This window comes from Mesorhizobium sp. PAMC28654, assembly GCF_020616515.1.
In the GTDB taxonomy this organism is placed as follows: Bacteria; Pseudomonadota; Alphaproteobacteria; order Rhizobiales; family Rhizobiaceae; genus Mesorhizobium.
In genome coordinates this window covers 3167771-3181563 of record NZ_CP085135.1, presented here as the reverse complement: position 1 = coordinate 3181563, position 13793 = coordinate 3167771, and the positions used below count along the sequence as shown (strand labels likewise).

Here is a 13793-nt window from a genome sequence, read left to right as displayed (position 1 = left end):
TCAAGGATGGACATGGGCTGATGACGCAAACCGAAACGCTTCCATCCAGCCTGATCGTTGTCCCGTGCCTCAACGAAGCGGCCCATATCGGTGCGTTGCTTCGGCAGCTTCAGCCAGCGGCGGCAAGGCTTGGCGCCAGCATCGTGGTTGCCGATGGCGGCAGCACGGATGGCACGCTGGCGATTGTGCAGGAGATTGCCGGCGAGGATCCGAAGGTCGTCCTGCTCCACAACGAAAAGCGCATCCAGAGCGCGGCCATCAATCTCGCCGTGGCGACGTTCGGGACACGCGCGGAATATCTCATCCGCATCGACGCGCATGGCGGCTATCCCCAGGATTACTGCGATCGGCTGGTCGAGGAGGCGCTGGCCACCGGCGCGGACTCCGTGGTCGTTTCAATGCTGACCAGCGGCAGCGGCGCTGTCCAGAGAGCGGCGGCGGCGGCGCAGAACTCGAAGCTCGGCACCGGCGGCTCCAGGCATCGGCACCTCTCCGGCGGAGAGTGGATCGATCACGGTCACCACGCGCTGATGCGCATAGCGGCTTTCACGGCAGTGGACGGCTATGACGAGACGTTCAGCCACAACGAGGATGCCGAGCTTGATTATCGCCTGCGCCAGGCCGGGTACAGGATTTGGATGAGCGGCAAGACACAGATGGTCTATTATCCACGCTCCTCCCTGAAGGGCCTCTATTTCCAGTATCTCGGCTATGGCCGTGGCCGCGCCAGGAATGTCCTCAAGCACCGCGTGATCCCGAAAGTCCGGCAGATGGTGCCGCTTCTGGTGTTTCCGGTGGTGCTGCTGGCGGCTTTCTCCTTCGTGCATTGGGTGGCCGCCCTGCCGCTCCTGCTGTGGGCGTCGGTGTGCCTTGGCTACGGCGTCCTGACCGCCATCCGCCAGCGTAATCCGAACATCGCGCTTGCCGGTGTTTCGGCGATGGTCATGCATTTTGGCTGGTCGGTCGGCTTCTGGCTGCAGCTTGTCGGCCTTGGGTCGCGGCGCGGGGTGGCGTGATGGAAGCGGTAGCCAACCCTCGCAGCATCGATATCTGCGTCTGCACGTTCCGGCGGCCGGAACTGGCCGACACGCTTCGCTCCATCGCCGAGATGGACATGCCCGGGCGATTCGATGTCCGCGTCATCGTCGCCGACAATGACGACACGCCAACGGCGGAGCCGCTGGTGACGGAACTGGCGAAGGAATTGAAGCTTCCGATCGCCTACCGGCATGCCCCGGCACGCAATATCTCGATCGCCCGCAACGCCTGCCTCGATGCCAGCACATCGGATTTTGTCGCCTTCATCGACGATGATGAGACGGCGTCGTCACAATGGCTCGTCGAACTTGTAGCCGCGGCCGAAGCCGATGGCGCCACCGTCGTGCTCGGCCCGGTGCGGGCCCTTTATCGACCCGATGCACCCCGCTGGATGCGCAACGGCGATTTCCACTCGACCTTGCCGGTCTGGGTCGGTGGCGAGATCCGCACCGGCTACACCTGCAATGTCCTGCTTCGCATGGGGGATGAAAGCCTTCGCGGCCGCCGTTTCAGCCTGGCGCGTGGCCAGACCGGCGGCGAGGACACCGAGTTCTTCGATCAGATGGTCAAGGCCGGCGGCTGGATCGCCTTCGCGCCGGAGGCCTGGGTGGACGAGGTGGTGCCGCGTTCGAGAGCCGCATTCGACTGGCTTGGCCGCCGCCGCTTTCGCGTCGGCCAGACACATGGGCATCTCCTGGGGCGCGATGCGAGAGGCCTTGCCCTGGTCAAGGAGGTCGGCCTTGCCTCGGCAAAGGCGGCCTATTGTTTCGCCTCGGCTATACCGGTCGCGATTAGCCCTGTTCGCAGGAACCGCAGCGTGCTGCGCGGCATCATGCATATCGGTGTCGTCAGCGGTCTCGTCGGCGTTCGTGAACTGCGCCTTTATGGCCAGCCCTCGCCACGGGAAGGAGGCAATCGTGCAGCCTGACGTCAGCTTTGTCATCGCGGCATACAATGCCGAACGGACGCTCGACCGGGCTGTTGCGAGCGCAATGGCCCAGAAGGGCGTCAGCGTCGAGATCATCATTGTCGACGACCAATCCAGCGATATGACGCTCGACGTGGCGAAATCCTATCCGAGCGACGTCGTGCGGGTCATCGCGCTCGCCCAGAACCGTGGTCCTGGCGGCGCCAGGAATGCCGGCCTCGACGCCGCCAGTGGCAGATGGATCGCGGTCCTCGATTCCGACGACGCTGTCTATCCCGAGCGCATGCGTGCCATGATCGCACGTGCGGAAAAAGCCGGCGCCCAGGTCGCCGTCGACAATATCCAGGTCATCAGCGAGCATGGTACTCCGGATGCCACGATGTTTCCGGCCGGTTACCTGCAAGGCCTGAAAGAGATTTCGCTGGCCAGCTATATCGCCGGCAATGTGGTTTTCGAATCCAAGTTCAACCTCGGTTATCTCAAGCCGATCTTCCTGCGCCGGTTTCTGAACGAAAACCGGCTTCGCTATGATGAAAATTTGATCATCGGCGAAGACTACATCCTGCTGGCCGAAGCGCTCGCCAAGGGCGGGCAGTGCGTGGTCGAGCCGGAGACCGGCTACATCTATCACATCCGCACCGGCTCGATTTCCCACGTGCTTGAAATCCATCATGTCGAGGCGATGCGCAAGGCGGATGCCGCCTTCGCAGCGACCCATTTCATGGACGCCGAGGCCAAGGCCGCATTCGCGCGGCGCGGCCGCAGCCTGCGCAAGGCGGCGTCGTACCTTTCAATGGTTCAACACATCAAGGCGCGGTCTCCGCTCAAGGCGATCCGGACCGCGCTCAGTGATCCGGCGGCGGTCAGGCATATGAGCATGCCGATCGCTGTCCGGTTGCGCAGGGTGGCGGCGCAATTTGCCGTCGGCGCGGGGAGGTAAGGGGGTGGGCACATGAAAATGCTTCTTCATGGCCCGCGATACGTTGAAATTGATCTCCTCAGAAGGAATTTACGATGAAGAAAATCAGGAAGGCAGTTATTCCGGTGGCGGGGCTCGGAACGCGGTTCTTGCCGGCGACCAAGTCCATGCCGAAGGAAATGCTCCCCGTCGTCGACAGGCCCGTCGTGCAGTATGCGGTGGACGAAGCGTTCGAAGCCGGCATCGAGCACATCGTTTTCGTGACCGGCCGCAACAAGGCGGTCATCGAGGACTATTTCGACCTGCACCCTGAATTGATCGGAACCCTGGAGCAGACCGGCAAGAAGGCCCAGCTGGAGTCGCTGGAAAGCCTGCTTCCCGTAGCCGGCGCCACGAGTTTCATTCGCCAGCAGTCGCCGCAGGGCCTCGGCCACGCCGTATGGTGCGCGCGCGAGGTCATCGGCGACGAGCCCTTCGCATTGCTGTTGCCGGACATGGTATCGTTCGGCGGGCGTGGATGCCTGGCCGAAATCACCGATCTCTATGCCGAGACCGGCGGCAACGTCATCGCTGTCGAACGTTGCGATCCAAACGAAACCAGCAAATACGGCATCGTCGGCCGCGGCGCGGATGTCGGCACTGGCTTCGAGGTGACGGCCATGGTCGAGAAGCCGGCTCCGGCCGATGCGCCGTCCAACTATTACATCAACGGCCGCTATATACTGCAGCCCGAGATCTTCGCCCTGCTGGGCAATCAGCAGCGCGGCGCCGGCAACGAAATCCAGCTGACCGACGCCATGGTTCGTCTCGGCAGGAGCCAGGCTTTCTTCGCCCGGCCCTTCAATGGCCGCATGTTCGACTGCGGCTCGAAGGAAGGGTTCATCCAGGCCAATGTCGCCTTCGCGCTGGCGCGCGACGACATGAAGGGGCCTATTTTCGAGATGCTCCAGGAGTTTGTCCGGTCGCATGAACGCCGCGAGGAAGCCGCATAATGCCCATTTTTTGGATGCATTCTCACGAGGCCGGTGGCTCAGGAAACGCCTTTGCGTTTGGTCGCTCAGAAATAGCCCGGGCTGGCATGAAGTTTGCGTTGCAAACCTTGCCCCCGATCTTCGAGGCCTAGCGCCTGCAACCTAGAATTGGACCGAAGATGAACTATGCCAACTTTCCTCTCGACAAGAGGATGCCGTTGCCGAATTCAGATGCGGGAGACGGCGAAGACTTCATCGACATCGAGCGCCTGCTTGGCATGGCCGCGCGTCAGGCGAAGGTGGTTGCCGTATGTGCCATCATCGGTCTTTTTCTGGGGGTGCTCTATCTGCAGACCACACCACCCAAATACGCGTCTTTCAGCAGCGTGCTGATCGACGAGGGACTGAACAAGATCGTCGATGACATATCGGCGGCGTCGGTCACCATGCAGACCGACTCCGCCATCCTGAGCCAGATTGAAATCCTGACCTCGACGCGGCTCGCGGCCGTGGTCGTCGACAAGCTGAAGCTCGATCAGAACGATACGTTCATGAACCCTCCTGTGTCAGCTTTGGCGAAGGGCATGGGCTTTGTGCGCCGCCTGATCCAGTACGTGCACCCCAGCTCTCCCGTCGCTGGGGTAGGCGACATCACCAAGCTCGACCCGGCCACACGCGATGCGCTGATTGCTTCATCTCGACGCGACTACGCCATCCTCAAGCTGCAGAACGAGGTGCGGGCCGAGCGCACCGGGCGAAGCTACGTGATCGCCATCGGCTATCAGTCGACGGATCCGGCGTTGGCAACCGCGATCACCAAGGCTTACGCCGACGCCTATCTTGCTGATCAGCTCGATGCCACTTTCGACGCCACCGAGCGCGCGGCGGTATGGCTGCAAGGCAGGCTGACGGAACTCCGCGAGAGTTCTCAAGCCGCGTCACTCGCGGTTGAAAAGTTCAGGGCCGAGCATGGATTGGCCGCCAACAGCGACGGCCAGCTGATGAGCGACAAGCAATTGTCCGACATCAACGCCCAGCTTATCGCCGCACAGGCCGACACCGCCCGCGCCAGCGCCCGCTATCAGCAATACAAGTCGATCGTGGACAGCGGTTCGGACAACGCCTTCAAGGATGCCGCGATTTCCGCGGACCAGCCGAGCAGCTCGGTCATCGCGGGGCTCAAGACGCGCTATCTCGCGGTTGCCAAGCGGCTGCAGGACGTGGAAGCCAATTTTGGTTCCCAGCATCCACAGGCCGTAGCGCTCACCAAGGAGAAGGCCGACATATCCACGCAGATCTTCGGCGAGTTGAAGCAACTGACCGAGAGCTATCGCAACGAGTACGAAGTCGCCCTGGCGCGTGAGACGGCGCTCAGGGCAAATGTCGCCTCGGCCGCCGGCCAGAGTTCCCTCGACAACCAGACGCAGGTCAAGCTGCGTGAGCTGGATCAGCAGGCGACGGCACTCAGCACGCTCTATCAGACGTTCCTCGGCCGCTACGAGGAAGCCGCCCAGCAGCGGTCCTTCCCGGTCGGCAAGATCCGGATAATATCGGACGCTTCGATGCCCCAGGGCGCGTCAAGCCCACGCACGATCGTAGTGCTCGGGCTTTCACTCGTGCTTGGCGTGCTGATGGGCGCGGGCTTCGGCGGCCTGAACGAGTTCAACGAGCGCTTTTTCAGGACCGGCGAGGACATTCGCGATCGCGTCGGCCTGAAATTCCTCGGCTATCTGCCGATGATCGGCGGCAAGATTCGCAAGGACGAAAAGCCGGGCGACGGCGAACCTGATCTGAAGGCCGCGAAATCACCGTCCGCCGTCGAAAGGCGTGCGCGAATGCGGGTGAGTGTCGATGCCCCGGCGTCGATGTTCTCCGAGACGCTGCGCAGCGCCAAGATCGCCTTCGATGTGGTGATGGAAGGACATGGCAGCCGGGTCATAGGCGTGATCTCGGTGCTGCCTGGTGAAGGAAAGTCGACAGTCGCGGCGAACCTGGCGGGGCTGCTTGCCGCCAACGGATCGAAGACGCTGCTCATCGATGGCGATCTGCGCAACCCCGGTCTCAGCCGCGGCCTTGGCATGGAGGCAGAGCAAGGCCTGATGGAAGCGGTCGTGAACGGGCAGACCTGGCAGTCCGTCGGCAAGATCGACCGGCAGACCAAGCTGGCGATCATCCCGGCCGTTGCGCGCGGTCATTTCTCGCATACCAGCGAGCTTCTCTCTTCGGCGGGAATGCGGCGTTTCATCGACAACGCCAAGGAGACATTCGAATACATTGTCGTCGACCTGCCACCGCTCGGCCCTGTGGTCGACGCCAAGGCCTTTGCCCCGCTTGTCGACGGCTTTGTGCTCGTCACCGAGTGGGGGCGCACACCGCGCAACATGGTGCAGTCGATGCTGAGGTCGGAACCCTATATCGCCAACAAGATCGTTGGCGCCGTCCTGAACAAGGTCGATTTGAAGAAGCTGGCCAAATATGGCGCGATGGGTGGTTCCGAAAAATTCTTCGACAAATATTCGTCCTACTATCTGGAAAAGTCAGACGTGCGGGCGAAGGAAAATGTCTGAATCGCATGACCTCGGGGATCGATTCCCGAGGTCATCGGCACGGCGGCAACCAGCCCGTCCTACAATCCGATACCACGCCCCTTCAGCGCTTCGGTGATTTCGTCGAGGATGACCGGGTCGTCGATGGTTGCCGGCATCGTCCACGCTTCCTTGTCGGCGATCTTCTGCATCGTGCCGCGCAGGATTTTTCCCGAACGCGTCTTGGGCAGACGCTTGATGGTCACAACCGTCTTGAAGGCGGCGACCGGGCCGATCCGCTCGCGAACCAGGCCGACCACTTCGCTTTCGATAGCACTGCTGTCGCGGGCGACGCCCGCATACAGCACGACAAAACCAAGCGGCACCTGACCCTTCATCGCATCGGCGATGCCGATGACGGCGCATTCGGCCACGTCCGGATGCGCGGCCAGCACCTCTTCCATGGCGCCCGTCGACAGGCGATGCCCGGCGACATTGATGATGTCATCGGTGCGCGCCATGACGAACAGATAACCGTCCTCATCGACCATTCCGGCATCCGCCGTCTTGTAGAAGCCAGGGAATTCTTCGAGATAGGCTTGGCGAAACCGGTCGTCGGCGTTCCATAGCGTCGGCAGGCAGCCGGCCGGCAGCGGCAGCTTGACCACCACATTGCCCAAGGTGCCGCGCGGCACCTCATGGCCGGCATCGTCGAGCACGCGGATGTCGTAGCCGGGCATCGGCACGCCGGGCGAGCCGTATTTCACGGGCAGCAGGCCGAGGCCGGCCGGGTTGATGGTCATCGGCGATCCGGTCTCGGTCTGCCACCAATGGTCGATCACCGGCACGTTCAGCTTCTGCTCGGCCCATTTGATGGTATCCGGATCGGCGCGCTCGCCGGCAAGGAACAGCGTGCGGAATTTCGACAGATCGTGCTTGGGGACGAATTCGCCCCTGGGGTCCTGTCCCTTGATCGCGCGGAAAGCCGTCGGCGCGGTGAACAGGGCGACGACGCCATGCTCGGCGATGACGCGCCAGTAGGTGCCGGCGTCGGGTGTGCCGACCGGCTTGCCCTCGAACAGGATGCTGGTGCAGCCATGCAGCAGCGGCCCGTAAACGATGTAGGAATGGCCGACCACCCAGCCGACATCCGACGCGGCCCAGAACACTTCGCCAGGCTTGACGCCGAACTCGTTCTCCGTCGTCCATTTCAGCGCGACCATATGGCCGCCATTGTCGCGCACGATGCCCTTGGGCTGGCCGGTCGTGCCGGATGTGTAGATGATATAGAGCGGGTCGGTGGCAAGCACCGGCACACAGTCGACATTTGCGCCGGCCGCCCGCTCTCTGGCGACCGCGTCGGCATAGTCGATGTCGTAGTTCTCCTTGAGTTCGCAGCGCAACTGGTCGCGCTGCAGGATCAGGCAGGCGTCCGGCTTGTGGCGGGAAATCTCGATGGCCCTGTCGAGCAGCGGCTTGTAGGCGACGACGCGGCCCGGCTCCAGGCCGCAGGATGCCGAGATGATCAGCTTCGGCCTGGCGTCGTCGATGCGCGTGGCAAGCTCATGCGAGGCAAAGCCGCCGAACACGACCGAATGCACCGCGCCGATGCGGGCGCAGGCCAGCATGGCAAAGGCGGCTTCCGCCACCATCGGCATGTAGATGATGACACGGTCGCCCTTGCCGACGCCACGGTTCTTCAGCACCGAGGTCAGAGCGACGACCTCGCGTTTCAGCTCGGCATAGGTGAATTTCTTGACCGTTCCGGTGATGGCGCTGTCATGGATCAGCGCGATCTGATCGGCGCGTCCGCCCGCTACATGGCGATCGATGGCGTTGAAGCAGGTGTTGCAGGTGGCGCCGGTAAACCAGCGTCCGTAGACGCCGGCTCGCATCGAACACCTTGTCATAGGGTGAATACCAGTCGATGGCGCCGGCCGCGTCCGCCCAGAACTTTTCCGGGTCGCGTTTCCAACCGTCATAGACCTCGTGATAGCGTGAAGCCATCCGCATCCTCCCCAGGACCATTGCCGTCTTGCCAATAGCCTATGCTGGTTTTTCCGGCGATGTCTTCCTGCATTTTCGTCTGGGATGAGCCAAGGTCGGATATCCGTCCGGACTGCAGACGCGCGCCATCGGGCGAACGCGTCACCACATGACCCGATCGTAGGGATTGATTGCTGCGGTAATACCCATTGCGCTGCTCGCGCTTTCGGCCGGGATCGCCAAGGCCGGCGCCTCCGCGTCACGGCGTATCGTCGGCTTTTCGCTCGATGGCAGCATTCCTGATGCCCACGCTTCGGGCCAACATCCGCGCCGACCGCTTCGGACGACTTTTGAAGTGCACGGGATCTGGCGTCGCCGCTCGCAATCGCGCACGGTCCAGTAGAATGAAAAGCGATTGCCCTAGATCGGCATGGCCACGAACATGAGGCCCAAGCCGCCGAAGATCAAAATTGCTGTCGCCAGCACTTTCCGATGGCGTTCGAAAGCCGTCGGAGCTCGCTCCCAATTGTAACGCATACGCTATCTCCCCAAGACCCGTGGATTCCTTACCTTACTCAGGGGAAGGAAGGCAACGGCCCTGTCGGTGAGTCCGCTTGCCTGTCACGCAGGATTGATGACTATTTCTGGGGCGAATTCGGTCGCTAAAGCGATTCCAGGACAAGTGTAAAACGTTTTTCCGTCCGGAATTGCGTCAAGACAAGAGATAGAGCGGTTCGGCGTTTTCCGTGAAACGATCAACCGTTCTAATGCGCGGCGGACGCAATCTTGCGACTGGGCAAGACCCCATCGCAACCCAAAACCGCACGAGCCCTTCCCCGTCGGCCGATAGACAGCGCGGCACCGCCGCGCTATCTGCATTTCAAGGGATATCGCATGGCTTGGTGGGGTTGGTGATGGAAATTGCCTCTGAAACGATTCTGCGTTTGGCGGACGACGCTTCCGTCCAGCACGTTGGCGACGGAGCCGTGGTGCTGCTCGCGCGCAGCGGCCAGCTCTACACCTGCAACGGCACGACCGAGGCATTCCTCGACAAGGTCGACGGCGCGCGCAGCCTAGACCAGATCGTCGGCTTGCTCAGCGCTGAATTCGAGATAGACAAGGACACACTCGACCAGGACATGGCGGCCTTGGCCGGCGATCTGCTCTCGGAAGGTATTCTTGCCGCTCCGGACGCGTGATGGCCGACGGACCTATCCTGCGTGCCCTGTTCCGCTGCCATGTCTGGGCAAGCGCGCGATTGATGCCGCTGCTGGTCGCCAATCGCAGTTTCGAGGCGGTGCTCAAATGGGCGCCGCTCAGTTCGCCGACCCCCTATCGGGGCCTCCCATCGTCCTACATCGTTTCAACGGTGAACCGCGCGGTCAGGCGTCCATGGCTGATGCGTGACCGCAGATGCCTGCGGGAGGGTCTGCTCGCGCACCGGTTTCTTCGTTTTGCCGGCTTTGATCCGGAATTGCGCTTCGGCGTCGATCCGAAATCGATGCAAGCGCCGCGCATGACCGCGCATTGCTGGGTTTGCCTCGACGGCAGGTCGGTGGTCAGCGACAGCCTTCCGGGAATGGTGGAAATCTATCGCCACCAGGCCCATTCGCGAAAGGCGCGCGCAGCATGACCGGGCCGTCGGCCCAGGCCTGCTACGCTCTCAATGGGCAGGTCATCGGCATATTGGCCGAGCGTCCAGACCTTTGGCTGGACTTCGACAGGATGCTCGGCAGCTTGCGCATGGCCAGCTGTGCCGAACCGGGCTTTCATGTCCGCATTGCCGAGACGGCGCTCCTGCCGGAAACGCAGGGCGGATCTCTCGTGTTCGACGGCGAGGTGCCGGAGGACGGCCCATGCCGCATGTTCCAGGACGGCGAAGTCATTCATCTGGTCTTTCCCAGCCAGACGCTTTCGATCCATGGCGGCGAAGGCTGGGCGGAAATCCGCGTCCGTCCGGATGCCAGGATCACCTGGACAGCATGGATGCTGGTGCTCGATATGGCATTGGATGCGGGTGGCCAGCACATGCTTCACACCGCTGGACTGACATTGCCGGACCGCGATGCGATTGTGCTGATCCACGCGCCGAGTGGCACTGGCAAGACCACGACATCATTGGCGCTTGCCTCGCGGGGATTCGGCATCTGTTCGGACGACGCCATGATCGTGACCGGAGCATCGGCAAAGCCGTCTGCCTGGGGCTTGCCGCGCCATGTGAAGATCCACCGGAAAACCGCCGATATGCTTCCGTTTGTTTCACCATGCCTGGGCACCGCATGGGACAGCAATGGCGAGCAGGCCGTTTCGCTGGAACGCCTGCGCGAGATCGTGCGGGTCGAGGATTCGAGCATCAGGCCGGTCATCGCCGTTCTCCATCTAGCGCGGTCGATGGACAGTCAGAGCCGGCTTGTCGCCATGGCCAAAACCGATGCGATGGTCGCTCTGGCGGCGGACAATGTCAGGACCGGCATGACCGGCCTGCTGCCTTTGCAAAAGCGTCGGCTGTCGACGATCGCCAGACTGGTGACCACCGTTCCGACCTACACGTTGGAAGTTGGCGCCAGTCCTGCCGACGCCGCCGCACTGATCAGCGCTGCCTTTGCGGGGCAGGAGCAGGGCCGCTGACGCTGCTCAGGCAAAGCGGGGCCTGGGTTTGGCAAGCCTCTGGATCCAGCGGAAGGCGTCACGGCGCAGGCGCGAGCGTATCCTGTCCCTGGAGTTGACGTTCAGCAGCGTATTCCTGGTGATCAGCCGCCGGGCTAGGCGGATGCCGAGATCGGGCTTGATCCGGCCGGCGAGTTCAAGCGCTCGTCTTTCGTCGAACAGCCTGCCGGTCACGTTGAGCACGGTCGCCAGCTCGAGTTCGATGCCGGTCATGCGCGCGGCATCGAGCAGGCGCGCTTCGGCGTCCGGGGACCGCAGCGCGCGCACGCCTTGCAGCACGTCGACGCAAAGCTGCAGCCGATGGAATTTGTGCCCGCCGGCGGCGTGGACTATGGCGATCGTCAGGAGCGCCGCCGGCGTGTCGCTTGCCTCGTCATCGATGGCGCGCAAATCCCGATATCCCAGCGACAGCCGCCGCCGCATGCCGGAATCATGCACGAGGTCGCCATGCAATTCGACCAGCAGGCTCGAATTCTCCTTTTCGAGCCATTTGAATTCCTGCAGCGCATAGGATTGGGCCTCGTCACCGGCGAGCTCGAAGCCGCATGCCGCGATGGTCCGGTTGGCGTCGGCCAAACGGGCCGGCTCGACGAGGATGTCGATGTCGGTAAACGGCCTGTCGGCGACATTGCGATAAAGCTTTCGCGCAAAGACCGGTCCCTTGACGATCCGCGCCGGAATGCCGTTGGCGGTGAGCGCCTTCATGATGCGGTCGCCGTGGTACTGCAACAGCATCGATTGGCCGGTGATGATCGTCGCCTTCTGGCGCAGGTCGTGCAACGTCGCGTGCAACGCCGCGTCCCTCGGCAAGTTCTCGTCACCGCGCTCCCGGAGTTTGCGCAGCATGATCGGCAGGGTGCCATGGAACTCTGCATTGGCCAGCAAGCCCGACAGGGTGTTGGCCGAATCAGTCCTGTCGCCAACCATCGACGCCTCCGGATCGGCGTATCGTAGCAGCAGCTTCTTGTTGGCCGGCGAAAGAGGAGGCAGCATTGTCAGGGCAATTTCATCAATGAGCAGGATGTTCCGGGAAGAGGGTTGCAGAAATGTTGAGCCGAAGCCAGAGCTGCTCTTGTGGACGGGCGAACATATGTGTTGACTGGCGTTGATTGTTATTGGGCAATGGGGAATGGCATGACGAAGAAAGCCTATCAAGCGCCGGTGCTGCGCAAGGCTGGGAAATTGTCCAACGTCACGGCTGACGCCGGCCCGTCCGTTCCGCTGGGCTGACCCTGCGCCACTTGAGTCTGGCGCTCGACATTTTCAAGGCTTTACCGGCTCGGGCCGATTGGTAGTAGCACGCATGTCCTACATGCCCCGGCGCAGCGCAGCCGTGTGGACGGGCGCGTCCCACCAGCCGGTCATCTCGTCGTCGAGCATGGTCAGTGTGATCGAGCAGCCGGCCATGTCGAGCGACGTGACGTAGCTGCCGACCAGCGAGCGGGTGATCGTTACGCCGTGCTTCTCGAAAATCCGGCGGGCGCTGTTGTACATCAGATAGAGCTCCATCAACGGCGTGCCGCCGAAGCCGTTGACGAACAGTAGCGCCGCTCCTTTCGCCCGGTCGCCCAGATCACCGACAATCGCGGTGCAGATTTCCTCGGCAATGGCATCAGCGCTTTTCATGGTGTCGCGCCGGCGACCGGGTTCGCCGTGGATGCCGACGCCGAATTCCATCTCCCCTTCGCCGATGTCGAAAGTCGGTTTTCCCGCCGCCGGCACCGTGCAACTGGTCAGCGCCACGCCCATCGAACGGGTGGCAGCATTGACGCGATCGCCCAGCGCCTTCAGCAGCGCCAGCGCCAGGCCATGCTCGGCCGCCGCGCCGACGATCTTTTCGACCACCAGCGTGCCGGCGACGCCGCGCCGGCCGGTCGTAAAGGATGAATTCTCGACGGCGACATCATCATTGGTCACCACCTGCAGGATGCCTTCCGACATTTCGGCGGCCATGTCGAAATTCATCACGTCGCCCTCATAGTTCTTGACGATGAACAGGCAGCCGGCGCCGGTGTCGACGGCTTCCGCCGCCGCCAGCATCTGGTCGGGCGTCGGCGAGGTGAACACCTGGCCGGGGCAGGCCGCGTCCAGCATGCCGTGGCCGACAAAGCCACCATGCATTGGCTCATGGCCCGAGCCGCCGCCCGAGATCAACGCCACCTTGCCAGGCCGCAAGCTCTTGCGGCGGATGAACTTGTGCTCGTCACCAAGCACAAGGATGTCGGCATGGGCGGCGACGAAACCGTCGAGGCTCTCGGTCAGCACCATGTCCACCGAGTTCATAAATTTCTTCACGGCCGTCTCCTCCCGAAATAGGCCTCCAACCGATCAGCCACCTTTTCCGGTGATGCTTGTGATCTTCTGGATGAAATCATTGACCGCACGGTCGAGCGCGGCATTTTGTTTGTCGTCGCCGAAATCGGGAACGATCAGTGATACATGCCGCGTCTTGCGCATGCCGGCGGCCACCGAGATCTTGCCGGGATGCGCCTGATGGTAGGCGGCGAGAAACTGGTCGCGCTCAGCTGGGCTGAAATGGCAGACTGAAAAAATAGCCGGCAAATGTTTTGATGGAATCGGGATTGAATAGGCCGGGCTGGAAATCTGCGTAACGAAACTGCGGTGCTTGCCAAGCGCGTCGGCAAGGCGCTGTCGCATGCCGGACGGCCGCTGGTCGATGACGTGCGACAGGATTGTCTTGTAGGCGCGGATGGCCTCTTCGGAACCGGGTTCAGGCGTCCTGTCGACCATGCCAGCCA

Annotated in this window: 11 protein-coding genes and 1 pseudogene; 8 read left to right on the top strand and 4 right to left on the bottom strand. The window is 62.4% G+C overall.

Going from position 1 to position 13793, the window contains the following annotated elements:
• Positions 1–20: 20 nt before the first annotated feature.
• From LGH82_RS15595 to LGH82_RS15575, 5 genes are all read left to right on the top strand, one after another.
• The gene (locus tag LGH82_RS15595) at positions 21–1016 is read left to right on the top strand and encodes a glycosyltransferase family 2 protein (RefSeq protein WP_227349306.1); all 996 of its coding nucleotides are present in this window, start codon (positions 21–23) and stop codon (positions 1014–1016) included.
• Entirely contained in the window at positions 1016–1966 is a 951-nt protein-coding gene (locus LGH82_RS15590; protein WP_227349305.1) for a glycosyltransferase, read from the top strand. The genes LGH82_RS15595 and LGH82_RS15590 overlap by 1 nt, the downstream gene beginning before the upstream one ends.
• Positions 1956–2906, top strand: coding sequence for a glycosyltransferase family 2 protein (locus LGH82_RS15585; RefSeq protein WP_227349304.1), 951 nt, complete (start codon positions 1956–1958; stop codon positions 2904–2906). Before LGH82_RS15590 ends, LGH82_RS15585 begins: the two co-directional genes overlap by 11 nt.
• Before the next feature lie 74 nt (positions 2907–2980).
• Positions 2981–3877, top strand: coding sequence for a UTP--glucose-1-phosphate uridylyltransferase (locus tag LGH82_RS15580; protein WP_227349303.1), 897 nt, complete (start codon positions 2981–2983; stop codon positions 3875–3877).
• A 158-nt stretch (positions 3878–4035) separates the two neighbouring features.
• A complete protein-coding gene (locus LGH82_RS15575; protein WP_227349302.1) occupies positions 4036–6423 on the top strand; it encodes a polysaccharide biosynthesis tyrosine autokinase in 2388 nt (795 codons plus the stop codon).
• A 59-nt stretch (positions 6424–6482) separates the two neighbouring features.
• On the opposite strand, the pseudogene LGH82_RS15570 reads toward LGH82_RS15575, so the two are convergent.
• Positions 6483–8388, bottom strand: a pseudogene (locus tag LGH82_RS15570) (propionyl-CoA synthetase).
• Between the two features lie 893 nt (positions 8389–9281).
• Between LGH82_RS15570 and LGH82_RS15565 the strand changes: the two are divergent.
• From LGH82_RS15565 to LGH82_RS15555, 3 genes are read left to right on the top strand one after another with little or no spacing between them, the layout of a single operon-like run.
• Positions 9282–9566 (top strand): PqqD family protein, encoded by a 285-nt coding sequence (locus LGH82_RS15565; RefSeq protein ID WP_227349301.1) that lies wholly within the window; start codon positions 9282–9284, stop codon positions 9564–9566.
• Positions 9566–10000: a lasso peptide biosynthesis B2 protein gene (locus tag LGH82_RS15560; RefSeq protein WP_227349300.1), complete on the top strand. Its 435-nt coding sequence runs from the start codon at positions 9566–9568 to the stop codon at positions 9998–10000. The genes LGH82_RS15565 and LGH82_RS15560 overlap by 1 nt, the downstream gene beginning before the upstream one ends.
• The gene (locus tag LGH82_RS15555; protein WP_227349299.1) at positions 9997–10995 is read left to right on the top strand and encodes a serine kinase; all 999 of its coding nucleotides are present in this window, start codon (positions 9997–9999) and stop codon (positions 10993–10995) included. Before LGH82_RS15560 ends, LGH82_RS15555 begins: the two co-directional genes overlap by 4 nt.
• A 6-nt stretch (positions 10996–11001) precedes the next feature.
• On the opposite strand, the gene LGH82_RS15550 is transcribed toward LGH82_RS15555, so the two are convergent.
• The 3 genes from LGH82_RS15550 to LGH82_RS15540 form a co-directional block, all read right to left on the bottom strand.
• Positions 11002–12027 (bottom strand): nucleotidyltransferase family protein, encoded by a 1026-nt coding sequence (locus LGH82_RS15550; protein WP_227349298.1) that lies wholly within the window; start codon positions 12025–12027, stop codon positions 11002–11004.
• 315 nt (positions 12028–12342) lie between these two features.
• Positions 12343–13329 (bottom strand): dihydroxyacetone kinase subunit DhaK, encoded by a 987-nt coding sequence (gene dhaK, locus LGH82_RS15545; RefSeq protein ID WP_227349297.1) that lies wholly within the window; start codon positions 13327–13329, stop codon positions 12343–12345.
• A gap of 33 nt (positions 13330–13362) precedes the next feature.
• Positions 13363–13785, bottom strand: a complete 423-nt coding sequence (locus LGH82_RS15540) for a hypothetical protein (RefSeq protein WP_227349596.1) — start codon at positions 13783–13785, stop codon at positions 13363–13365.
• Positions 13786–13793: the final 8 nt, after the last annotated feature.

Coding starts and splice junctions, on each gene's coding strand:
- LGH82_RS15595 (WP_227349306.1), top strand. CDS start 21: ATGACGCAAACCGAAACGCTTCCATCCAGCCTGATCGTTGTCCCGTGC.
- LGH82_RS15540 (WP_227349596.1), bottom strand. CDS start 13,785: ATGGTCGACAGGACGCCTGAACCCGGTTCCGAAGAGGCCATCCGCGCC.
- LGH82_RS15565 (WP_227349301.1), top strand. CDS start 9,282: ATGGAAATTGCCTCTGAAACGATTCTGCGTTTGGCGGACGACGCTTCC.
- LGH82_RS15550 (WP_227349298.1), bottom strand. CDS start 12,027: ATGCTGCCTCCTCTTTCGCCGGCCAACAAGAAGCTGCTGCTACGATAC.
- LGH82_RS15590 (WP_227349305.1), top strand. CDS start 1,016: ATGGAAGCGGTAGCCAACCCTCGCAGCATCGATATCTGCGTCTGCACG.
- LGH82_RS15580 (WP_227349303.1), top strand. CDS start 2,981: ATGAAGAAAATCAGGAAGGCAGTTATTCCGGTGGCGGGGCTCGGAACG.
- LGH82_RS15575 (WP_227349302.1), top strand. CDS start 4,036: ATGAACTATGCCAACTTTCCTCTCGACAAGAGGATGCCGTTGCCGAAT.
- LGH82_RS15555 (WP_227349299.1), top strand. CDS start 9,997: ATGACCGGGCCGTCGGCCCAGGCCTGCTACGCTCTCAATGGGCAGGTC.
- LGH82_RS15560 (WP_227349300.1), top strand. CDS start 9,566: ATGGCCGACGGACCTATCCTGCGTGCCCTGTTCCGCTGCCATGTCTGG.